The sequence below is a fragment of the Streptomyces litchfieldiae genome, assembly GCF_031845365.1.
GTDB lineage: Bacteria > Actinomycetota > Actinomycetes > Streptomycetales > Streptomycetaceae > Streptomyces > Streptomyces litchfieldiae.
Map to the genome: position 1 here is coordinate 44,289 of NZ_JAVREL010000014.1, position 22,287 is coordinate 66,575.

Here is a 22,287-nt window from a genome sequence, read left to right on the forward strand (position 1 = left end):
GGACCCTCCGATGGCGACGAACCGTTTCCCCGCTTCGCTGCGTCCCTGACGGTAGCGTGTAAACGGCCCTGTGCCGCACGAAAGTTGCTCAAATCCAGACGTAACGACTCAAAGGAGAGCACCGAGATGGTGTTCAAGCGGTTGCTCGGATCACTCGGCGTCGGTGGCCCCTCGGTGGACACGATCCTGAACAGCGGTGTGGTCCTTCCCGGTTCCGCCCTCGGCGGCCAGGTCCTGGTCCAGGGGGGATCGGTCGACGCGGAGATCACGCAGATCACGCTGGACTTCGTGGCCCGCGTCGAGGCCGAGACGGACGAGGGGGAGAGCCAGGGAACGGTCGTCTTCCACCGGGAGACGGTCGGCGGCGGCTTCTCGCTGTCCGAGGGACAGCAGTTCTCCGTGCCGTTCTCGATCGGTGTGCCCTGGGAGACCCCGGTCACCGAGATGTACGGGCGGCCGCTGGGCATCGGCCTCGGTCTGCGCACCGAGCTGGCGATCGCCGGCGCCATCGACAAGGGCGACCTGGACCCGCTGTCGGTGCGCCCGCTGCCCGTCCAGGAGGCCGTGCTGGACGCGTTCGCCCGGATCGGCTTCGGATTCCGGTCGGCCGACCTGGAGTTGGGCCGCATCGGCGGCACCGGCCAGACGCTGCCGTTCTACCAGGAGATCGAGCTCATCCCGTCGGCGCAGTACGCGTCCGTGATGCGCGAGGTCGAACTGACCTTCCTGGCCTCGCCGGCCGGCCTGGAGGTCGTGCTGGAGGCGGACAAGCGCGGCGGCCTGTTCTCCGGCGGGCACGACGCCCTCACCCGGTTCACCGTGAGCCACCAGGACGTGGCCGGCACCGACTGGGCGTCCGTGGTGGACTCCTGGGTGCGTCAACTGGCCAGCGGGCGCCGCTGATACCGGCGTTCCCCGGCGCTTTTCCCCGGCCGTGCGAGGGCACGGCCGGGGGCCCGCCCGGTAACCGCCGGGAAAGCGCCGATCATTCACTCCTGCGTGTGAACTCAGTATTCCCCGGACCGCCGACAGCCACCACTTCCGTCACTTCAGAGGTCAAGCGCCACAAGGGAACCAACCCACTTGGCGGGCAGTGGATTTCCGAAGCGTGAATTCACTGGTGTAAGAACAACGGGAATCGACATCCGTTGTTCTCGCCCTGGTTGGTGTTTAGCCTCGTACGCCATGAATGTGCTTCGGAAACTCAATGCCACGCTCGGCTCCACCACCGGATTCCAGGTGCGCCGGGTCCGCCCCAAGCCCCCGCGCGCCGGCACCTCCCCGCCGCGCCCGCCCGGCCGCGCCTCGCGCCGGCCGAGCCCGGCCACCACCTACCGGCGGCCCGCCCGCTCGGGCATCGACCGCCTGCTGAAGGAACCGGTGTTCATCATCGCGCCGGTGCGGTCCGGCTCCACGCTGCTGCGCATGATGCTGAACGGGCACTCCCGGCTGCACGCGCCGCACGAACTGCACTTCCGGCGCCTCGAGGTGCACTGCGCCACCGGCCTGGCCGAGAAGTCCCTGGCCGCGCTGGGCCTGACCCGCGGCGACGCCGAGCACCTGCTGTGGGACCGGCTGATGCACCGCGAACTGGTGAAGTCCGGGAAGTCGTTCATCGTGGAGAAGACCCCGGGCAACGCCTTCGTCCACCAGCGCATCGCCGACTGCTGGCCGGACGCCCGTTTCGTCTTCCTGCTGCGGCACCCGGGCTCCATCGCCCAGTCCTGGCACGAGGCCGACCCGGTCCGCCGGGGCCCGGAGGAGGCCGCGCTGGACGCCCTGCGCTTCATGAACGCGGTCGAGCGCGCCCGGGGCAACCTCACCGGCCACACCATCCGTTACGAGGAGCTGACCGAGGACCCCACCGCCGTGCTGAAGGGCGTCTGCGACTTCCTCGACCTCCGCTGGGAGCCGGCGATGCTGGAGTACGGCGAGCACAACGACGACGAACCGGAGAAGGGGCTGGGCGACTGGAAGGAGAAGATCCGCTCCGGCCGGGTGCAGCCGGCCCGCCCGCTGCCCCCCGCCGACCAGATCCCCGACGTCCTGCACGACATCTGCGCCGCCTGGGGCTACCCGGCGGGGCTGCCCTCCCCCGGGCGGGCGACCTCATGAGGCCGCACGCGGAGCTGGCCCAGGTCTGGCCGCGCGACGGCCGGCTGCGGCTGGTCGGCCGGCTGCACGGCCACCTCCATGGAACGGCCCCGGCGGCGGAGCGGCCCTCCGACTGGTGGCTGCTGGCGGTGGCGCGGGAGGACGAGGGCCACCGGGTGCGCCGCCCGGCGCCGCTGCACGGCCCGGAGTTCGACGTGTCCCTCCCCGTGGCCGACTTCGTGCCGGACGGCCTCGCGCTGCCCGTGTTCTGGGATCTGTACCTGGCCCCCGACCCGGGGGCGAACCCCGGCGACCTGCTGCGGGTCGGCCGGCTGCTCGACGACATCCAGGGCAAGAAGAAGATCATGATCTTTCCCGGCCAGTCGGTCACCGCGTCGTCGGGAGCGGCGCTGGTCAAGCCCTACTACACGATCAAGGACAACCTGTCGGTCGAGGTCAAGGCGGCACGATGAAGATCCGTTACCTGCTGCTCCACGCGTATGGCATGGGTGGCACCATCCGGACGGTGATCACCCAGGCCAACGCGATGGCCAGGGCCGGGCACGATGTGGAGCTGGTCAGTGTGCTGCGGCGCAAGGACCGGCCGCACTTCCCCGTCGACTCCCGGGTGCGGCTGCGGACGCTGACCGATCTGCGGTCCGGCGCCCGCGCGCCGCGCCCGGCGGGGCCGCTGGCCGGGCTCCGCGCCTGGCGCACGGACCGGCAGAACGGCAGGCCGCCAAGGCACATCCCGGCCAGCGAGCCGGGCCACCGGGCGATGAACCGCCGCATCGAGGCGGCCACGATCCGCTGGATGTCGGAGCTGCGGGACGGGATCCTGGTCACCACCAGGCCGGCGCTGAACATCCTGGCCGCCGAGTTCGCGGACGGCGGCGTCATCCGCGTCGGCCAGGAGCATGTGAACCTGGGCACCCACAAGGAAGACCTCCAGGCGGCCATCGTCCGCTGGTATCCGCGCCTGGACACGGTGGCCGTGCTCACCAGCCGGGACCGCGAGGACTACCGGCGGATGGCGCCCGGCACCCGCGTGGTCCGCATCCCCAACGCGGTGCACTCGCTGAAGCAGAAGCCGTCCACCTGCTCCTCCAAGATCGCGATCGCGGCCGGCCGGCTGCGCCCGCAGAAGGGCTTCGACCTGCTGATCGAGGCGTTCGCGGAGACCGTGAAGGAATTCCCCGACTGGCAGTTGCGCATCTTCGGCACCGGCGACAAGCAGCGGGAGCTGCGCGCGCTCATCGACGAGCACCACCTCTACAATCACGTCTTCCTGATGGGGCAGACCGCCCAGTTGGACGAGGAGATGGCCAAGGCGTCGATGTATGTGCTGAGTTCGCGCTACGAGGGCCTGCCGATGGTGCTCATCGAGGCCATGTCGCACGGCCTGCCGGTGGTCAGTTACGACTGCCCGACCGGGCCCGCCGACGTGATCAGCGACGGCAAGGAGGGGCTGCTGGTCCCGCCGGGCGACGTGCCGGAGCTGGCCGGGGCGATGCGCCGCCTGATGGCGGACGAGGACCTGCGCGCGCGGATGGGCGACGCGGCGCTGGGGACCGTGGAACGGTACTCCCCCGAGGCCATCCGCGAGCAGTGGGCCGACCTGTTCTCCGACCTCGCCGGTGAGCGGCGCCGCTGACGCTCGCGGCCGGTGCTAGGAGACGATGTCCCTGGTGCGGAAGCCGCGGTAGGCCAGGGCGAACAGCACCAGCGCGTAGGCCCCGGAGACGGCCGCGCCGCGAATCATGCCGCCCCACTCGATCTGCGGCTGGAGGGCGTCGGCCCAGGCGAACTGCCAGTGCGCGGGCAGGAAGTCGCGCCAGTCGCCCAGCGCGGTGATGGCGTCCAGGATGTTGCCCACGATGGTCAGGCCGATGGCCCCGCCGACCGCGCCCAGCGGCGCGTCGGTCACCGTGGACAGCCAGAACGCCATGGCGGCGGTGATCAGTTGGGCGACGAAGACATAGCCGACCACGATGCCGAGCCGGGCCACGGCCTCCCCGGCCGGCACGCTGCCGCCGGTGGGCAGCGTCAGCGGGCTCCAGCCGTAGACGGCCGTGCCCAGGCCCAGCGCGACCAGCGGCAGCACGGCCATCGCGGCGGCGCTGAACAGCAGGGCGACGGCCAGCTTGGCGGTCAGCAGCCGGGTGCGCGGCACGGGCGCGGCGAGCAGGTAGCGCAGCGAGGACCAGTTGGCCTCGGCCGCGATGGTGTCGCCGCAGAACAGCGCCACCGGCACCACCAGCAGGAACCCGGTGGACAGGAAGAGGCAGGTGGCGGCGAAGTTCGCGCCGGAGACCGTGGCGGTGTCCAGCAGGGTTCCCTCCTCCGAGCCGCCGGGCTCGCCGCCGACGGCGAACGCGGCGGCCACCACGAACGGCAGCGCCACCAGCAGGACGGCGACGACCAGGGTGCGGCGGCGGCGCAGTTGGCGCACCGCCTCGACGCGCAGCGGCAGCGTGCGGCGCGGCACATAGCCGGGGGCCGCGTCCAGGGCCGTGGTCATCAGGCACCTCCGATGAGGGTGAGGAAGGCGTCTTCCAGACGGCGGTGCGGGCCCATGCTGTGCACGGGGATGCCCAGCCGGACCAGCTCGACGAGGAGTCCGGCGGCCCCGGCCTCCGCGCCGTCGCCGTCGAGCCGCACCAGCAGGCCGCCCTCGGCCGGCTCGGCGGCGGCGACGCCGGGCAGCGCGGACACCTCGGCCAGCAGCGCGTCGGTGAGCGGCCGGGGCGTGCCGATCAGCAGCGTGTGGCCGTGCCCGACGATGTCGGCCACCGGGCCGGACTGGACCAGCCGGCCGCCGGCCATCACGACGAGGTGCGTGCAGGTCTGCTCCACCTCGGCCAGCAGATGGCTGGAGACGATGACGGTGCGGCCCTCGGCGGCGTAGCGGATCATCACGTCCCGCATGGCGCGGATCTGGGGCGGGTCGAGTCCGTTCGTCGGCTCGTCGAGGATCAGCAGCTCGGGCAGGCCGAGCATGGCCTGGGCGATGGCCAGCCGCTGCCGCATGCCCTGGGAGTAGGTGCGGACGGCGCGTTCGACGGCGGAGCCGAGCCCGGCGATCTCCAGCGCCTCGTCCAGGTGGGCGTCGTCGGCCGGCCGGCCGGTGGCGCGCCAGTACAGCTCCAGATTGGCGCGCCCGCTCAGGTGCGGCAGGAAGCCGGCGCCCTCGACGAACGCGCCGACCCGGGAGAGCACGGGCGCGCCGGGGCGGATGGCGTGGCCGAAGACGCGGATCTCGCCGGCGTCGGGAGTGATGAGGCCCATCAGCATGCGCAGGGTGGTGGTCTTGCCGGCGCCGTTGGGTCCGAGAAGGCCCAGCACCTGGCCGCGGGCGACCTGGAAGGAGAGGTCCTGGACGGCGTAGCGGTCGGCGGACTTGGCGTAGCGCTTGGTGAGGCCGGTGATCTTCAGCGGGACGTCGGCCAGTCGCGGGTCGGGGGCCGGGGTGCTCGCGGCCGGGCGGCCGGTGAGCAGCAGCCCGGCGGCGAGGGCGGCGGCGGCCAGCGGCAGGCCCCAGGTCCACCAGGGCAGCGGCGCGGCGCCGGTGCTGACGTCGGGCGCGGTGGGCACGGTCAGGCCGGGACCGGCCAGCGAGACGGTGTGGGTGGCGGGCTCGGCGGGCGAGGCGTAGCCGAGATCGGTGGTGGACAGCACCAGCCGCATCCGGTGCCCGGCCTCGAACGGGTAGTCGATGGCGGGGAGTTGAACGTCCACGGTGCGGCCCGCGGCGACGCCGTCGATGCGCACGGGCGCGACGAGCTGGGCGGGCAGGGCCTGTTGTCCGCCGTCCGGGGCGATGTCGTAGACCTTGGCGAAGAGAACGGCCGAGGGCTGGTCGGACTCGATGTGCAGCCGGACGGTGGGCGCGCCGGTGACGCGGACGGTCTCGGCCAGTGGCTCGGACTCGAAACGGGCGTACTGGCCGGGGAAGTCCAGGGACAGGCCGAAGCCGAGGGCGGTGAAGTCGCCGAGCGCGCCGAGGCCCGGCACGGCGGAGACGGCGGGCGGGGAGCCCCCGGCCGGGTTGACGAAGGTCTGCTCGCCGCCGGTGAGTTCGACGGTTTCGGGGTGGCCGGACAGGCCGGGGTACGCGTCGCCGGTCGCGCCGCGCAGCAGGGTGGCGCCGTCGGTGGAGTCGAAGCCGGTGATGCGGGTGGCGCGGAAGGCGGGTCCGGTGTCGACGCCCTCGTCGTCCTTGAGGTAGCGGTCGAACCAGTCCAGCACGCGGCGGTCGGTGCGGCCGGTCTCGGCGACACCGCCGTCGTGGCCGGCCCAGATCCAGTCGACGGCGACGGGCGCGCCGCCGGCGGCGATGGCGGTGGCCATGGCGTCGGACTGGTCGAGGGGGAAGAGCGAGTCGTGCTGGCCCTGGATGACGAGGGTGGGCACGTCGATGTTCTCGGCGACGGCGACGGGGCTGCGTTCGGTCAGCAGGCGGCGGGCGGCCTCGTCGGGCTCGCCGGAGACGGCGACGCGTTCGTAGAGGTCGCACAGCTCCTCGGTGAACCGGCCGCAGCCGGGGGCGCCCGGCGTGCCGGCCGACCGGTCGACATAGCCGGCCTCGGTGGAGCCGGTGGTGAAGAGGATGCCGGCCCACAGGCGTTTGAAGACGCCGTCGGGGAAGAGGGCCTCGGCCAGGTCCCAGTAGGTGATCTGCGGGGCTATGGCGTCCACGCGGTCGTCGTGGCCGGCGGCCAGCAGGGCGATCGCGCCGCCGTAGGAGGCGCCGGTGACGCCGACGCGCGGGTCGCCCTCGGTGTCGAGGGCGACCTCGGGCCGCTCGGCGAGCCAGTCGATCAGGCGCCGCACGTCGGCGACTTCGGCGTCGGGGTCGTTGAGGCCGATGCGCCCGGTGGAGTCGCCGAAGCCGCGGGCGGACCAGGTGAGGACCGCGTATCCCTCGGCGGCCAGCCGTTCGGCCGCGGCGCGGGTGTCGTCCTTGCTGCCGCCGAAGCCGTGCCCGATGAGTACGGCGGGGCGGGGCCGGCCGGGGTCCCCCGCGGTGAAGAAGGAGGTGTCGATCCGCACGGTCCTGGGGCTGCCCGGGGCCTCCGGCATCTCCAGGACCGCGTCGCTGCGGTGCACCGTGGGGCCGTCGTCCGCGGTGACGGCCCAGGTCCCGGCGCCCGCCGCGACGGCGAGGGCGGCGGCCGCGGCGAGCAGGCGTCCCCGGCGGCGGGGCCAGCGGAATCTCATGTCGACCGGGGTCCCTTCGAGGCGTCAGGCGATCACACCACGCTACCCAATCGGCCCGACGGCTCCGGACACGGCACCGGGGCATCGGCCCGGTCCGGACCGGTGAGGGGAGAATCGGGTGATTCGCCACGATTTCTGAAAGGGCGTCATGGGCAAGGGTGTGCATGTGCAGGATCTGCCGGGCGTCGGCAAGCGGTACGACATCGACCTGGGCCGCCCGGATCAGCGGATCTCGGTGGTGCTCCGGTCCGGCGGGATCCGTGACCTCTATGTCTTCGCCTCGGCGTCGGCCGATCCCACGGCGGTGATCGAGCTGTCCGAGGAGCAGGCGCGCAAGGTGGGCGCGGTGCTGGCGGCGACCTTCTTCGAGGCGTGAGCCGTGGAGCACGCGGATCTGCTCGGCCTGGGCGCGGCGGTGCTGCTGGCCGGCCTGCTGGCGCGGCTGGCCCGCCGGTACGGGCTGCCGTCGGTGCCCTGTTACATGCTGGTCGGCATCGCGTTCGGCCCGGGAACCCCGGGCCCGGTGCTGGTGGAGCACCCGGCGGAGCTGTCGTTGCTGGCGGCGCTCGGGCTGGTGCTGCTGCTGTTCCACCTGGGCGTGGAGTTCCCGGTGGACCAAGTGGTGGGCGGCGGGCGGCGGTTGTTCATGGCGGCGGCGTGCACGATCGGACTGAACGTGGGCTCCGGGCTGCTGCTGGGCCTGGCGCTGGGCTGGGGGGTGCCCGAGGCGCTGGTGATCGCCGGGGCGCTGGGCATCTCGTCGTCGGCGATCGTCACCAAGACGCTGATCGAGCTGCACCGGCTGACCAACGCGGAGACGCCGGTGATCCTCGGGATCATCGTGATCGAGGACCTGTTCCTGGCGGTCTATCTGGCGCTGCTGTCGCCGGTGCTCTCCGACGCGGACACGGCTGCGGAGCTGGCCGGGGACGTGGCGCTCAGCTTCGGGTTCCTGGTGCTGCTGTTCGTGGTGGCGCGGTTCGGCGCGCGGGGGGTGGGGGCGCTGCTCGGCAGCCGGGAGGACGAGCTGCTGGCGGTGCTGACCATCGGGCTGGTGGTGCTGGTGGCCGGGGTGTCGCAGGAGGTCGGCGTCTCGGACGCGATCGGGGCGCTGATGATCGGGCTGGTGGTGTCCCGGACGGAGCTGCGGGAACGGGTCGAACGGCTGGTGCTGCCGCTGCGGGACGTGTTCGCGGCGGTGTTCTTCGTGACGTTCGGGATGACCATCGAGGTGGCGGACCTGGGGCCGGTGGCCGTTGCCGTGGCGCTGGCCGTGTGCCTGACCGTGCTGGCCAACGTGTCGGCGGGCGCGGTCGTCGCGCGGCTGTTCGGCTTCAACCAGCGCGCCGCCGCGAACATGGGCCTCACCGTGCTGGGCCGGGGTGAGTTCTCCCTGATCCTGGCCACGCTGGCCATCGGCGCCGGGCTGGACGACCGGATCGGGCCGTTCGTGGCGCTGTATGTGCTGTTCCTGGCGGTGCTGAGTCCGCTGCTCGCCGCCCACGCGCGGTATCTGGCGCGGATCATGCCGGACTGGATGCTGCGGCCGGGCTGGCGCTGGTGCTTCCCCGACGAGACGCTGGTGCGCGCCCCGCTGGGCACGTCCAGAAAGTGACTGCGCACACCAGGAAGTGACTGGCACATCAGGAAGTGAAAGGCAGGCCAAAGCTTTCGCCAATTAGTTACGTGTACTAACCATCTTTGTCGTATCGTCGCTGGGGAAGCCACTCTCAGGGAGACCGTTTGACCACGCGTAGTGAGAACCCGGCGACGTCCACGAGCACCGCCGCCACACCCCCCGCGGCGAACCCCGTGATGACGCACACGGAGATCATGAAGGCGCTCTCCGGGCTGTTGCTCGGCATGTTCGCCGCCATCCTCTCCTCCACCATCGTCACCAACGCCCTGCCCCAGATCATCGGGGACCTCGGCGGTGGCCAGTCCGCCTACACCTGGGTCGTCACCGCGACCCTGCTGGCGATGACGGCCTCGATGCCGCTGTGGGGCAAGCTCGCCGACCTGTTCAGCAAGAAGCTGCTCATCCAGACCGCGCTGCTGATCTATGTCGGCGGCTCGCTGATAGCGGGCCTGTCGCAGAACCCGGCCATGCTGATCGCGGTCCGCGTCGTGCAGGGCCTGGGCGTCGGCGGCCTCATCGGCCTCTCCCAGATCATCCTGGCCGCGATGATCCCCCCGCGCGAACGCGGCCGGTACAGCGGCTACCTGGGCGCGACGTTCGCCCTGGCCACCGTGAGCGGCCCGCTCATCGGCGGGATCATCACCGACACCCCGGGCCTCGGCTGGCGCTGGTGCTTCTACATCGGCGTGCCGGTCGCGCTCGCCGCGCTGGTCGTCCTCCAGCGGACGCTGCGCCTGCCGGTCGTCCGGCGCGAGGTGCGGATCGACTGGGCCGGGGCGTTCCTGATCAGCGTCGCCGTCTCGCTGCTGCTGATATGGGTGACGCTGGCGGGCGACCAGTACGACTGGCTGTCCTGGCAGACCTTCGCGATGGTCGGCGGCGGCCTGCTGCTCGGCGCGCTCTTCCTGCTGGTGGAGAGCCGGGCCGGCGACCCGATCATCCCGCTGCGGCTCTTCCGCGAGCGGACCATCGCGCTGTCGTGCGTCGCCTCGCTGCTGGTCGGCGTCGCCATGCTGTGCGGCACCGTCTTCTTCAGCCAGTACTTCCAGTTGGCGCGCGGCCAGAGCGCGACGATGTCGGGCGTCATGACCATTCCGCTCATCGGCGGGCTGTCCCTGTCCTCGACCGTCTCCGGTCAGCTCATCACCCGCACCGGCCGCTGGAAGCACTGGCTGGTCATCGGCGGCGTGCTGGTCACCGCGGGCATGGGCCTGCTGGGCACGATCCGGTACGACACCCCCTACTGGCAGGTCGCCGCGTTCATGGCGCTGATGGGCCTGGGCATCGGCATGCTGACGCAGAACCTCGTGCTGGCCACGCAGAACCAGGTGGGCCCGCGCGACCTGGGCGCGGCCAGCTCGATGGTGGCGTTCTTCCGCTCCTTCGGCGGCGCCATCGGCGTCTCGGTGCTCGGGGCCCTGCTGGCCGCCCGGGTCGGCGACTACACCCGGGACGGGCTGGCCCGCCTCGGCACCCCGGCCGACGGCTCCGCCGGGACCGCGGGCAGCGGCGCCATCCCCGACCTGGAGACGCTTCCCGCGCCGCTGCGCACGGTCCTGGAGAACGCCTACGGCCACGGCATCGCGGACGTCTTCTTCTTCGCCGCGCCCTGCGCGCTGCTGGCCCTGCTGCTCACCATCTTCATCAAGGAGACGGTGCTCAAGTCCTCGGCTAGCGGCGGCAGTTCGGCCTGACAACGAGTTTCAGGCCGCGGCGCCGCACGGCTCCCGCTCGGCCGGGGCCGGGTCCGCGGCCCCGGCGTGGTCCGGCGCCGGGACGGCGGCCGGCGAGCGGCGGCGCAGATCGGGCACGAGCGTCAGCAGGCCCAGCACGGCCAGCGCCGCGCCCAGCCACAGCGGGGCGCGCAGCCCGAAGCCGCCGATCACCAGCCCGCCGACCGAGGACCCGATCACGACGCCGAGCGTGATGAACGAGCCGTGCACCGTGTTGACCAGCGGCAGGGCGTTGCCGACGCGCTGGACGCGGGTGACCATGGCCGGGTTCATCGTGACGCCCACCAGGCCGACGCCCAGCATGCAGACCACCGCCGGCACGCTGAGGTGAGCCAGCAGCGCGAAGCCGGTGAGGAAGCGGCGTTGAGCGCGAGGCCGCACGGCAGCACGGGCAGGGCGTACCGGTCGGCGAGGCGGCCGACGACCGTGTTGCCGACGACGGTCGCGGCCCCGTAGGCGACGAGCAGCAGCGGCACGGTGCCGGTGGCGAAACCGGTGGCCTCCGCCAGGATTGGGTTCACGTAGCTTGACGAGGAATTGACTCAGCTTGAAGCGTTGCGTGATGAGGCAGTGGCTTGGCAAGCGGAGACTCAGGCATCTGAGATTCTGGCAAGGGACCTACAGGCGCTTGCTCAAATGGCGAGTGATCAACTGTCCGATCCTGCACCCCGGGGCACGGGCGCGAAGACGCCCAGGGCCAGCACATACACGGCACGTGGCACGACAGCTCTCCTTTCCTAACCGATCATTCAAGAAAGAGGCCAAAAAAATCCCCGGCCGAGGCCGGGGACAACCGGGGTCAGCGCAGCAGACGGAGGGCCTGGTCGGCCGCGTCCTGAAGCCGCCGCGCGTCCTCGGTCTTGCCGACGACGCGCACCCCCTGGACGAACGTGACCAGGAAACGGGCCAGCGCGCGCGGATCGGCGTCCGCCGCCAGCTCGCCCTGACTCCTGGCCCGCAGCAGCGCGCCGGTGAGCGCGGCCTCCAGCTCACCGAACGCGCTCTCCACGCGCCGGCCCGCCTGGGCGTCTCCGGGCAGCCGCTCCGTTGCGGTGTTCGTCACGAGACAACCCTTGCGGTCGGGGTCCGTGCACGCCTCGGTGACATACGCGAGCACGAACTCGCGCACGGCGGGCAGCGCGGGGCCGGACCGGCCGAGCAGGTCCAGCGCCTCGTCGCCCCGGTCCTGGCGGTACCGGTCGAGTGCCCGCAGGTACAGCTCGTGCTTGCTGCCCCAGGTCGCGTAGATACTCCCCCGGTTGATGCCGAGGTGGTCGACCAGGTCCTGCATCGAGGTGGCCTCGTACCCCTGGCGCCAGAACAGCTCCAGGGCGGACCGCAGGGTCGCGTCCGGGTCGAACTCCTTGCTCCTGCCCATGGCCGGGACTCTACGCCATTCGAACCGATCGTTCAAAAAAGAGCGGCGAGACCGGGCCCGACGGCACCGCCGCCGGGCCCGGAGGGCGTCAGGCCGCGGTGCTCTTGAGGGCGGTGGCGAACCGGATGACGCGCTCGGCCTGCACGCGGGCGGCGGCCAGGGCCTGCTCGCCGACCGGGATGGCGCCCTGGGCGTCCACGTGCGAGGTGCCGTACGGGTTGCCGTCCACGAACTTGGCGGGGTCGGTGTAGCCGGGGGCCACCAGCACGCCGCCGAAGTGGTGCACGGAGTTGTACAGCGCCAGCAGCGTGGATTCCTGCCCGCCGTGCAGGGTCGCGGTGGTGACGAAGCCGCTGTAGACCTTGTCCGCGAGCTTGCCCTGCGCCCACAGCCCGCCGAGCTGGTCCAGGAACTGCTTGAGCTGCGAGGAGACGTTGCCGAACCGGGTCGGCGTGCCGAAGATCACGGCGTCCGCCCACTCGACGTCGGCCGGGGTGGCCACCGGGATGTCCGCGCTCGCGGCGGCGTGCGCGGCCCACGCCTCGTTGCTCGCGATGGCCTCGGCCGGGGCCAACTCGGCGACCCTCAGCAGCCGCACCTCGGCGCCGGCCTTCTCGGCGACCTCGCCTATCTCCTTGGCGATGACGGCGCTGGAGCCGGTCGCGGAGTAGTAGATGACGGCGAGCTTGACGGGAGTGCTCATGGTGACCTTTCCTCGGTCCGCACGGGTGAAGTTGAAGTGTAAACTACACCGTCGGGGAGCGCCGCGTACAGCGACCCCGCCCGGGCCGGCGCCCCCGCCCGGACACACAAAGGGCCGCCGGCGCGCTGCTCGCGCGAACCGGCGGCCTAAATGGGGGAGTTGAGCCGGAGCCAAGGAAAATCGGTGAAATCACGCGAAGAGGAAGTCCGCCTCGCCGCGCTTCGCGCCCCGGATGAACGTCTCGATCTCGTGCACGGTGTAGATCAGCGCCGGTCCGTCGGGGTCGGTGGACTGCCGCAGCGCCACCCGGCCGTCGGCCAGCTTCAGCGCCTCCACACAATTGCCGCCGTTGGTACCGCTCCACGGCTTGCGCCAGCCCTCGCTGCCCAGGTCCCGGGCGGGCATGCCGTTGTATATATGTCCCGTCGTGCGGGTCGGTTGACGCGTGTGGTCACTCATGCGGTCAGAGCTCCTTGCGAATCGCACCGAGGATCGCCTCGGTGTCGTGAACCGGTGCGGCCTGCGCACCCATGCGGTCCAGCACCTCCAGATAGGCCACGGTGTCGGGCCGTTCGTCGAGGTAGACCGCGCCGGTCAGGCTCTCGGCGTAGATGATGTCGGGCAGCTCCGGTATCTCGAACCGGAAGAGCTGGAACGGCCCGAACATGCCGGGATGCGGACCGGCACTGAACGGCATGATCTGCAGCGTGACGTTGGGCAACGCCGTCGCCTCCACCAGCCGGTCGATCTGCCCGCGCATGACGGAGGGCTCTCCGACACGGCGGCGCAGCACCTGCTCCTCGACCACCGCCCACAACAGCGGGGCGCGGGGCCGGGAGAGCAATTCCTGTCGCTCCATGCGCAGGGCGACCCGGCGTTCGATCTCCTTCTGAGAGGCGTTCGGAAAGCCGGTCCTGAGCAGGACGCGCGCGTAGTCCTCGGTCTGCAACAGGCCCGGGACACAGTGCGGTTCGTACGCGCGGATGAGGCTGGCCTCGCCCTCCAGGCTCACATAGAGGCTGAACCAGTCGGGCAGCACATCGCGGAAACGGTGCCACCAGCCCGGCCGGTTGGCCTCCTCCACCAACCGGAGAAACGATTCGGCTTCCGGCTGCGGAACTCCGTACCGCTCCAACAGGGCCTTCACGTAGAGGGGCTTGAGACCGACCTCCGCCTTCTCCATGCGGCGCACGGTGGTCGTGTTGACGCTGAGTGCCTGAGCCGCGTCGGTGAACGAACAACCCGCCCGCTCGCGCAGATCCCTCAGGCGCAACCCGAGGACGATCTGTCCGACGGTCGGGCCCGACCGCGCCTCTGCCACGTCGCCTCCTCAACCGCCGACCTCACGTTACTCGTTGCGCCAGGAAGAAGTTTGCCACACCGGGTAGTGGCATCGACAGAGATCGCTTCGCTTTCTGCAAATCGCAGAACTCCGCTTGCGCAATGCCCGTACGGCTGCGCATAGTTAACATGCGACCCCGGCTCACGATGGCAACGGCTACGACGGAAGGCGACCAGGACCGTGTCCCCACTTCACGGCACGACGCCCCTCTCAGTCCCCGTCCAGTTCGGCCCGCACACCAACCGGCGAGGTGAGAGGTTCGAGTTGCCCGCGCTCGCCACCTCGGTCTCCGCCGCCCGGAGCCGCGTCGGCCGCCGTGTCGGCCACTGGGGTTGGCCGGACGCGGTGTGTGACACGGCGCAGTTGATCGTTTCCGAGCTGTTCACCAATGCCATCGTGCACACGGACAGTGACACGGTGATCTGTCGTATCGAGTCGACCGGGCGGGCGCTGCGCATCGAGGTCGCCGACGAGGGCCCGGGCCTGGCCCGCCGGGTGCCGCGCGCGGCGGACGGTGACGCCGAGGCGGAGGGCGGCCGGGGCCTGATGCTGCTGGACGCGCTGGCCGCCCGGTGGGGCGTTCTCGTCTCCGAGCGGCCCGCCGGCTGCACCGTGTGGGCGGAGATACGGCCCTGACGCCGGGCCGCTGAGCCCCGGGCGCCGACTTCCCCGGCCGCTTGAGTATGCGCTCGCCGACAATCCGGCTATTTGGGCGCCCTTCGGACCTTGCTAGGCTTCCTGGCGTCCCGCCGCCGCCTCGCGCGCCGCCCCGAGGGAGTTCCGTGGCCGTCATACCACCGCCACCGGCCGAGCCACCCCGCATACCCGGCCCCCACCGCGCCCCCGGCGTGTCCCCGTTTTCCCGCCTGTCCCGCGTTCCGCTGCCCGCGCTGGTGGGCGGCGGTCTGGCGGTCGGCGCGGGCGGGCTGTTCCTCGTCGGGTCGCTGCTGGTCGGCGGCGAGATAGCGCCGGGCACCAGCGTCCACGGCGTGGACATCGGCGGCCTGTCCCCGGCCGCCGCCCGCGAGCTGCTGGGCGACGAGCTGGCCGGGGTGCAGGCCGAGCCGATGGAGGTGCTGATCGGCGAGGAGAGCGAGGAGGTTCACGAGCTGGACCCCGCCGCCGCCGGGCTCACCGTCGACATCGCGGCCACCGTGGACCGGGCGGAGCGCCCCGGGCTCCTCGGCCGCCTCTTCGGCGGCGACGGCGGAGAGCTGGAGCCGGTGGTGCGGCAGGACGAGGAGGCGGGCCGCGCGGAGCTGTCGGAGCTGGCCGAGGCGTCGGACACGACCGTCCGGGAGGGCGCCGTGGCGTTCGAGGACGGCGCCGTGGCCGTCACCGAGCCGCGGCCGGGCACCGAGCTGGACGTGGCGGCCTCGCTCGGCCTGCTGCGCGACGGCTTTTTGGCCCGGGTCGCGGACGGCGACGGGGCCGGGCCGGTGCGGCTGCCCGTGCACCATGCGCAGCCGCGCACGGACGCGGCGGAGGTGGACCGGGTGGTGCGGGAGTTCGCCGAGCCGGCCATGTCGGGGCCCGTCGTGCTCACCGCGGGCGACGCGCGGATCGTCGTGCCGCCCGAGGTGCTCGGCGACCATCTGCGGCTGGACGCCGACGACGAGGGGCGGCTGGAGCCGGCGCTGGACGGCGCGGGCCTGGCCGACGACGAACGGCTGGCCGGGCCGATCGAGGACGCGGCCGTGGAGCCCACCGACGCCACGCTGCGGCTCGCGGGCGGCGAGGTGGTCGCGTCCGGCGGCGCACCGGGCAGCCGGGTCGATCGCGACGCCATCGGCGAAACGGTGTGGCCGCTGCTGACGGAACGAGGCGAGGCGGCGCGCACCGCGCCGGTGGCGACCGAGCCGGTCGAGGCGGAGCTGACCGCAGACAACTACCGGGACCTGGGCATCGTCGAGCAGATGTCGACATTCACCGTGAACTTCGACCCGGCGCCGTACCGGACGACGAACATCGGCCGGGCCGCCGAGTTGATCAACGGCTCGCTGGTGCCGGCCGGCGAGGAGTGGAGCTTCAACGACACGGTGGGCGAACGCACCGAGGAGAACGGCTTCGTCGAGGGCATCATCATCCTCGACGACCAGTACCAGCAGGCGCAGGGCGGCGGGGTCTCGGCGGTGGCCACGACGATGTTCAACGCGGCGTTCTTCGCCGGGGTGGATCCGGTGGAGTACGGCGCGCACTCGTTCTACATCGAGCGCTACCCCGCGGGGCGCGAGGCGACGGTGGCCTGGGGCAGCCTGGACCTGCGCTTCCTCAACGACTCGGGCAACGCGCTGTATGTGCTGGCCGACGCGACGGACACCTCCGTCACGGTCACCTTCCTCGGCACCAAGCGCTACGACGAGGTCCGCGCGGAGGCCGGCCCCCGGGAGAACGTCCAGGAGCCCGGCCGCCGGGAGGGCGAGGGCGAGGACTGCGTGCCGCAGCCGCCGCTGGAGGGCTTCGACATCGACGTGGACCGGGTGTTCGTGGACGGCGGCCGGGAGGTCGGGCGGGAGACGTTCACGACGCACTATGTGCCGCGCGACGAGGTGGTGTGCCGGGCGGGGGAGGAGTAGGCCGTCGGCCGGCTCACCTCACTTTCGCGTTGCTGACCGGCGTGTGGGGGCCCATGTGGGGGCAACGTGAGGCTTGGTCGCGCCTCTCAGGACCGGCGCCACTCCGCTCTTCCATGCGTGCGGCCCTCTCGTTGTCCGTGTGCGGTATCCCGGCCGGTCCGGGAACTTTCCAGTCCCGGCGTACGACCAGTACTCCGTCGGGGTCCGATCGTCGCGGGACGCGAGTCGCGCGAGTCAGGGCGCCCGGACGTGCCCTCGCCTGTTACGACGGACGTACACGGAGGTTGCTCATGGGTTGGTGGGTCGGGTCCGGTCGTGCCGTCGGAGCGTTCCGAGCGCGATCCCGCCGGGTGTCGGTCCACGGTTCCGGGTCCGCCGGTTGATGGCCACGCGGACGTCGCCGGAAGATGACGCTTCCAGGCGCCGGTTCTCCGCCGCCCTGTCCCTCAGCGGTCCCCAACTCGCCCTGCTCTTGGGTGGGTTCCTTGTCAACATCGGCACCTTCGCGGTGTACCCGTATCTGGCCGTTCTGTTGCGCGAGCGGTTGGACGTCGGGATGGCGCAGGTCGGGCTCGTCCTGGGGACGGCCACGCTGGTGCAGTTCGCCAGCGCGCCGTTCACCGCGGCGTTCGCCGAGCGGGTGGGGTTGAGACGGTGCCTGTCGCTGGCCACGTGCCTGTACTTGCTCGGCGCGGTGACGTACCTGAGCGGGGCCGGTCGGCCCGTGTTGACGGTGGCCGCGCTCTTCCTGAGCTGCGGGGCGGGTGCGCTCTACTCGCCCGCGTACCGGGCGTACCTGGTGCACGGGGTGAGCACGGAGCGGCGCCCGCGCCTGGTGTCGGCGGGCAACGCCGCCGGCAATCTCGGCATCGCGCTCGGGCCGGTGGTCGGGGCGTTGTTCCTCCACGAGCCGGGCCGGTTGTTCGCCATGAACACCGTGCTGTACGCCGTGCTGGCGGTCGGCCACTTGCTCCTGCGGCCCGAGGCGCCGATCGCGGGCGGGGCCGTCGTCGAGCCGTTTCGGCGGGCGCTTCGCGGTCTGGCGGGGCTGCCGTTCGCGGTGACGGTGCTCACCCACTACCTGTACATGCAGTTCTACCAGTACCTGTCGGTCTTCGTTGAGGGGCGTCTGTCCGCGGCCTACTACGGCCTGGTCATGATGGGGTACTCGCTCGGTCTGGCGGTGGTGCAGCCGCTTGTGGCGCGCCGGGTCGGAGACGCCCGCTACCCGGTGGCGATGGCGATCGGCTTCTCCTGCATGGCCTTGGGCATGGCGGCGATCGCCACCGGCCGGCCGACCGGCGTCGCCGCCGGTGCGTTGGCGATGAGCGTCGGCAACGCGGTGCTGTTCCTGAAGAACGACCTGGAGGCGCTCTCGTTGTCGAAGCGGTCGGCCGCGGTGACGTTCGGCCAGCAGCGACTGGCGGTCGGCGTGGGTTCATTGTTCAGCGGCGTGATCGGCGGCAGCGCGTATGGGCTGTTCGAGAGCGCGGGTCTGCTGCCTGGTTTCTGGCTGGCGGTGGCCACGCAGTGTGTCCTGCTTCCGCCGCTGGTCATCGTGGTGGGGCGCCGGTCGGCGCGGCGCCCCGCGGCCGTCAGGGGGTCGGCGTGGCGGGCTTCTCGTAGACGGTGACGTAGTTGCCCTCGCCACGGAACGGCTCATGACGCCAGCCGCCCCACCGGTGGCGGCGTTCGAGCCCCGCCAGCCGGGCCATCAGGTCGAGTTCGCTGGGCCAGGCGTAGCGCATGGAGGCCGGTGCCAGCCGGATCCCGGCGTTGGTGATCAGCACATGGTGGCCGTCGAAGCGCTGCTCGACGGGGTCGTGGCGGACGGCGACGAGCCGCACGCGGTCGAGAGCCACCTGGTGGACGTCCAGACTCTGGTTCCGCTGGTAGCGCGCCACGTCCGGCGTCGGGCACTCCAGGACGAAGCGGCCGCCGGGCAGAAGGCGACGGGCGACGTTGGCGAAGCAGCGAACCTGCTCGTCCTGGGTCATCAGGAAGAAAAAGGTGGAGAACACGACGAACACCAGCGCGAACTGGTCGTCGGTGCCCGGGTCGACGTCTGCCATGTCGCCGATGGCGACCGGTATGTCCGCGCCACCGGGCTTAGCGCGCATGCGCTCCACCATCGCCTCCGAGGCGTCGATGCCCCGTAGGTCGACGCCGTGCGCGGCCAGGGGGATCGTCACCCTGCCGGTGCCCACCGCCAGTTCGAGCACGGGGCCCGCCGGTCCTTCCTCGATCAGTTCGGCCAGGCCTCGAACCGTTTCCGTGGGGTCGAGCGTGGCGTGCCACTCGTCGTACACGTCGGCGTTCAGGTCGCCGTAGGTCTCCGGTCCGTGGTTCTCCATCAGGTGTCCTTCCAGAAAATCGGTTTCCGCGGCTGGGAGGTGGTGCGGTACGGGCGAGTCGGCGGGAGTGCGAAACCGGCCGGGGCGAAATGCCGTCGGGTGGACGGCACGTAGAACTGGTCGGCCGGCGGACCGGGAAAGTTCCCCGGTCCGCCGATCCGGTTGCCGCGAATCACAGGAACTTTTCCCGCAACTTGGCCCGACTTCTCCTACGAGGTGGTTCCGCGCCGCGTGGGAACCCGTGCGCTCGCGGCGACGACCATCGTTGTAAACCGGCCTTGAGGATTGGGGACACATGACGCGACCCACACCTACGGCACGCCCCTACCCGTTCCGTGATCCGACCGGGTTGGCCCTGGAACCCGAGTACGCCCATCTCCGGGACCACGAACCGCTCAGCCGCATCTCGTTGCCGTACGGCGGCGAGGCCTGGCTGGCCGTTCGGCACGAGGACGTCCGCACCGTGCTGAGCGATCCGCGGTTCAGCCGGTCCGCGCTGCTGGACCGCGATGTGCCGCGCACCTCGCCGCGCCGCCTGAAGGACCCGACGCTCCACACCGTGGACCCACCGGAGCACAACCGGCTCCGCCGGTTGGTGTCCGCGGCCTTCAGTCCGCGCCAGATCGACCGGCTGGCCGCGCACGCGCAGCGCGTCACCGACCAGCTCCTCGACGCCGTGGCGGAGCAGGGGCCGCCGGCCGACCTTGTCGCCGGCCTCGCCGTGCCGCTGCCCATCGCCGTCATCTGCGAGATGCTCGGCGTCCCAGTGGCGGACCGGGACCGGTTCACCGGCTGGATCGACGTCGCCCTGGCCACCACCGCCTTCTCCAGCGAGGAGATCCACTCCGCGTTCACCCGGCTGAAGGACTACCTGGCCGAGCTGATCGCGGCCCGCCGTCGCGAGCCGTCCGACGACCTGCTCGGCGCGCTGGTCGAGGCCCGGGACCGGGAGGACCGTCTCAGCGAGGACGAGTTGGTTGTTCTCGGGGTGACGCTGCTCTACGCGGGCCTGGAGACGACGTCCAACCACATCGGCAACTTCGCCTACACCTTGCTCACCCACCCGGACCAACTCACCGCGCTCCGCGCCGACCCCGGGTTGGTGGACCGTGCGATCGACGAACTGCTGCGCTACACGCCCACCGTCACCTCGGCCGGCTTCACCCGGATCGCACTGGAGGACGTCGAGCTGGGCGGTGCGCTTGTCCGGGCCGGGGACGCGGTGATGGTCCAGATCGACGTCGCCAACCGCGACCAGCGAGTCTTCGACCGCCCCGACGACCTGGACATCACGCGCAGGCCCAACCCACACCTGGCGTTCGGGTTCGGCCCGCACTACTGCGTGGCGGCACAGCTGGCCAAGGCCGAGCTGCGCGTCGCCGTCGGATCGCTGTTACGCCGGTTCCCCGGCCTGCGTCTCGCGGTCTCCGACGGCGAACTGCCCTGGCGGCGTGGCCGGATGGTACGCGGCTTGGACCGGCTCCCCGTCACGTGGTGACCGGCCACGGCCAGTACCCCGTGCTCGGGTACGAGGTGGTCGACGCCATCGCCTGAGCTGACGCCCGGTGCGATCAGCGACCCGCCTTCGGTGGGTCCGTCGCCGCCCACCGCGCGGCACGGGCGGGCCGCTGATCGTGCACCTGGGCCCTGGTGCGGTGCCGCCGGAGGCGAGTCGGCCGATCCCGGGCTCGCCGACCGGTCCGGCCGCCGCGACGAGCGGCCTGCTGTGCGGCGTCATCCCAGGTGGGAGGAGATGTTCACGCTCGGCGTGGCCCCGCTCCTCCTGGGCTGGTGCCTGCCGGAGTCTCGAGCCGCCTCATCGCGGCCGCCGGCACTTCTCCCCGCGGCAGGCGAGTGGGACGATGCGGGTGTCATGAGAGCGGGTCCGATGGTGCGGGCGGCGCGGACCTCGGTGTTCGCGGCGCTGTGTGTGCTGCTCTCCGCACTGGGCCATCAGATGATGTCCGGCCACCCCGTTCCGTGGCCGACTCTTGCCGCGGGCCTCGCCGCGACGGCCGTGGGCGCGTGGGCGGTCGCACGCCGCGAGCGGGGGCCGGGAGCCGTGATCACCGGAACGCTCATCGCCCAGGGCCTGCTGCACACCGCGTTCTCCCGCACGGGTGCACACGGCCCGGCCAGCGGCGCGATGTCCGCGCGGGAGTGGGCCGTCCTGCTGCTGTGCGGGCCGCCCGACAACGGCTCGATGTCCGAGGGCGAGGCCGTCGAACTGCTGCACCACGCCGGAGTCGGACATCTCGCGGCGGCACCGTCCCACGGGGGCGAGCAGCCGGTCGGAATGATCGCGGCACACGTACTGGCGGCGGTGCTGAGCGCGCTGTGGCTGTGGGGCGGTGAACGCGCCATCTTCCGCCTGCTGCGCGCCACCACGCGGCGGCTGCTCGCCCCGATGCCGTGGCTGTTCCCGCCCGGCCCCGTCCAGGCACCGGCGGCGCGTTCCATCCGGTTCGCGGACTCCGCCCGGGTGCCACGCCTGCTGCTCCTCGTCCGGGTCGTTCCTTCGCGCGGCCCACCGGTGGTGCCGGCTGTCCGCTGACAGCACGGCACCACCCGGGACGCGGCCGGCGAGCCGCGCCGGCTCCCTTGACGCACCGGCGCGTGCTCGCCTGCCGCGGGCGCGCCGGTCCACGCGAAGGACAGGACAACCGTGGAACACACCACCAGCCATCGAGCTGCCCCCATGAGGGACGATGCCGCCGTGACCCGCTGGGCACTGGCGGCCGGCGCCGGAGACGAGAGTGCGGTCGAGCGCTTCGTCGCGGCCACCCGCCCCGACGTCCGGCGGTTCGTCATCTATCTGACCGGCGATCCGCAGGTCGCGGACGACCTCACCCAGGAGACCTTCCTCCGCGCCCTGCGTACCCTGCCCCGCTTCGCGGGCAGGTCGTCCGCCCGCACCTGGCTGTTCTCGATAGCCCGCAGAGCTGTCGTCGACCGCGTCCGGTACGACAAGGCCAGGCCCGTCCTGGTCTGCACCGAAGCCTGGCAGAACCTGGCCGAGGCGGCCCAGCCCCGGCATCTCCCCGGTGTCGACGAGGGCGTCGTCCTCGAGGACCTGGTGGCGAAGCTGTCCGCGGAGCGCCGGCAGGCGTTCCTGCTGACCCAACTCGTTGGTCTGCCCTATGCCGAGGCCGCGGCTGTCTCCGGCTGCCCGATCGGCACCGTCCGCTCCCGGGTGAACCGGGCCCGGCGCACGCTGACCGCTCAGCTGCTCACCTGACCGGGGAGCG

General features: G+C 71.9%; 19 protein-coding genes and 2 pseudogenes. 13 read left to right on the forward strand and 8 right to left on the reverse strand.

Annotation, left to right across the window (positions count from 1 at the left end):
- Nucleotides 1-126: 126 nt before the first annotated feature.
- The 4 genes and pseudogenes from RM590_RS22655 to RM590_RS22670 form a co-directional block, all read left to right on the forward strand.
- Nucleotides 127-897 (forward strand): annotated as a pseudogene (locus RM590_RS22655) (sporulation protein); the annotation flags it as partial.
- 288 nt (nt 898-1,185) lie between these two features.
- Nucleotides 1,186-2,115 carry a sulfotransferase family protein gene (locus RM590_RS22660; protein WP_311706515.1) on the forward strand — a complete coding sequence of 310 codons (930 nt, stop codon included), beginning with the start codon at nt 1,186-1,188 and terminating at the stop codon, nt 2,113-2,115.
- Complete coding sequence (locus tag RM590_RS22665; protein ID WP_311706516.1) at nt 2,112-2,567, forward strand: hypothetical protein; 456 nt, start codon at nt 2,112-2,114, stop codon at nt 2,565-2,567. The genes RM590_RS22660 and RM590_RS22665 overlap by 4 nt, the downstream gene beginning before the upstream one ends.
- Nucleotides 2,564-3,748 (forward strand): glycosyltransferase family 4 protein, encoded by a 1,185-nt coding sequence (locus RM590_RS22670; protein ID WP_311706517.1) that lies wholly within the window; start codon nt 2,564-2,566, stop codon nt 3,746-3,748. The genes RM590_RS22665 and RM590_RS22670 overlap by 4 nt, the downstream gene beginning before the upstream one ends.
- Before the next feature lie 15 nt (nt 3,749-3,763).
- On the opposite strand, the gene RM590_RS22675 is transcribed toward RM590_RS22670, so the two are convergent.
- Nucleotides 3,764-4,615 (reverse strand): ABC transporter permease, encoded by an 852-nt coding sequence (locus tag RM590_RS22675; protein WP_311706518.1) that lies wholly within the window; start codon nt 4,613-4,615, stop codon nt 3,764-3,766.
- A complete protein-coding gene (locus RM590_RS22680; protein ID WP_311706519.1) occupies nt 4,615-7,314 on the reverse strand; it encodes an alpha/beta fold hydrolase in 2,700 nt (899 codons plus the stop codon). Before RM590_RS22680 ends, RM590_RS22675 begins: the two co-directional genes overlap by 1 nt.
- Before the next feature lie 148 nt (nt 7,315-7,462).
- Here RM590_RS22680 and RM590_RS22685 point away from each other — a divergent pair, with 148 nt between their 5' ends.
- From RM590_RS22685 to RM590_RS22695, 3 genes are all read left to right on the forward strand, one after another.
- A complete protein-coding gene (locus RM590_RS22685; RefSeq protein ID WP_311706520.1) occupies nt 7,463-7,690 on the forward strand; it encodes a potassium transporter TrkA in 228 nt (75 codons plus the stop codon).
- A 3-nt stretch (nt 7,691-7,693) separates the two neighbouring features.
- On the forward strand, nt 7,694-8,929 hold the full coding sequence (locus RM590_RS22690) for a cation:proton antiporter (protein ID WP_311706521.1): 1,236 nt from the start codon (nt 7,694-7,696) through the stop codon (nt 8,927-8,929).
- A gap of 200 nt (nt 8,930-9,129) precedes the next feature.
- A complete protein-coding gene (locus RM590_RS22695; RefSeq protein WP_311706685.1) occupies nt 9,130-10,647 on the forward strand; it encodes an MDR family MFS transporter in 1,518 nt (505 codons plus the stop codon).
- A gap of 9 nt (nt 10,648-10,656) precedes the next feature.
- Here the strand turns inward: RM590_RS22695 and RM590_RS22700 are convergent.
- The 5 genes and pseudogenes from RM590_RS22700 to RM590_RS22720 form a co-directional block, all read right to left on the reverse strand.
- A pseudogene (locus tag RM590_RS22700) lies at nt 10,657-11,222 on the reverse strand (MFS transporter); the annotation flags it as partial.
- Nucleotides 11,223-11,485: 263 nt separating this feature from the next.
- Entirely contained in the window at nt 11,486-12,064 is a 579-nt protein-coding gene (locus RM590_RS22705) for a TetR/AcrR family transcriptional regulator (protein WP_311706522.1), read from the reverse strand.
- Between the two features lie 88 nt (nt 12,065-12,152).
- Nucleotides 12,153-12,767: an NAD(P)H:quinone oxidoreductase gene (wrbA, locus tag RM590_RS22710; protein WP_311706523.1), complete on the reverse strand. Its 615-nt coding sequence runs from the start codon at nt 12,765-12,767 to the stop codon at nt 12,153-12,155.
- 189 nt (nt 12,768-12,956) lie between these two features.
- Nucleotides 12,957-13,226 (reverse strand): DUF397 domain-containing protein, encoded by a 270-nt coding sequence (locus tag RM590_RS22715; protein ID WP_311706524.1) that lies wholly within the window; start codon nt 13,224-13,226, stop codon nt 12,957-12,959.
- A gap of 4 nt (nt 13,227-13,230) precedes the next feature.
- A complete protein-coding gene (locus tag RM590_RS22720; RefSeq protein WP_311706525.1) occupies nt 13,231-14,088 on the reverse strand; it encodes a helix-turn-helix domain-containing protein in 858 nt (285 codons plus the stop codon).
- 285 nt (nt 14,089-14,373) lie between these two features.
- On the opposite strand from RM590_RS22720, the gene RM590_RS22725 reads away from it, so the two are divergent.
- From RM590_RS22725 to RM590_RS22735, 3 genes are all read left to right on the forward strand, one after another.
- Nucleotides 14,374-14,745: an ATP-binding protein gene (locus RM590_RS22725; RefSeq protein ID WP_311706526.1), complete on the forward strand. Its 372-nt coding sequence runs from the start codon at nt 14,374-14,376 to the stop codon at nt 14,743-14,745.
- 146 nt (nt 14,746-14,891) lie between these two features.
- On the forward strand, nt 14,892-16,685 hold the full coding sequence (locus RM590_RS22730; RefSeq protein ID WP_311706527.1) for a VanW family protein: 1,794 nt from the start codon (nt 14,892-14,894) through the stop codon (nt 16,683-16,685).
- A 472-nt stretch (nt 16,686-17,157) separates the two neighbouring features.
- Nucleotides 17,158-18,318: an MFS transporter gene (locus RM590_RS22735; RefSeq protein ID WP_311706528.1), complete on the forward strand. Its 1,161-nt coding sequence runs from the start codon at nt 17,158-17,160 to the stop codon at nt 18,316-18,318.
- On the opposite strand, the gene RM590_RS22740 is transcribed toward RM590_RS22735, so the two are convergent.
- On the reverse strand, nt 18,281-19,039 hold the full coding sequence (locus tag RM590_RS22740; RefSeq protein ID WP_311706529.1) for a class I SAM-dependent DNA methyltransferase: 759 nt from the start codon (nt 19,037-19,039) through the stop codon (nt 18,281-18,283). The genes RM590_RS22735 and RM590_RS22740 overlap by 38 nt on opposite strands.
- A gap of 295 nt (nt 19,040-19,334) precedes the next feature.
- Between RM590_RS22740 and RM590_RS22745 the strand changes: the two genes are divergently transcribed.
- The 3 genes from RM590_RS22745 to RM590_RS22755 all read left to right on the forward strand — a co-directional run bounded on the left by RM590_RS22745 (nt 19,335) and on the right by RM590_RS22755 (nt 22,277).
- Complete coding sequence (locus tag RM590_RS22745; RefSeq protein WP_311706530.1) at nt 19,335-20,537, forward strand: cytochrome P450; 1,203 nt, start codon at nt 19,335-19,337, stop codon at nt 20,535-20,537.
- A 375-nt stretch (nt 20,538-20,912) separates the two neighbouring features.
- Nucleotides 20,913-21,593, forward strand: coding sequence for a hypothetical protein (locus RM590_RS22750; RefSeq protein ID WP_311706531.1), 681 nt, complete (start codon nt 20,913-20,915; stop codon nt 21,591-21,593).
- A 144-nt stretch (nt 21,594-21,737) separates the two neighbouring features.
- The gene (locus RM590_RS22755) at nt 21,738-22,277 is read left to right on the forward strand and encodes a sigma-70 family RNA polymerase sigma factor (RefSeq protein ID WP_311706532.1); all 540 of its coding nucleotides are present in this window, start codon (nt 21,738-21,740) and stop codon (nt 22,275-22,277) included.
- The last annotated feature ends 10 nt before the right edge of the window (nt 22,278-22,287 follow it).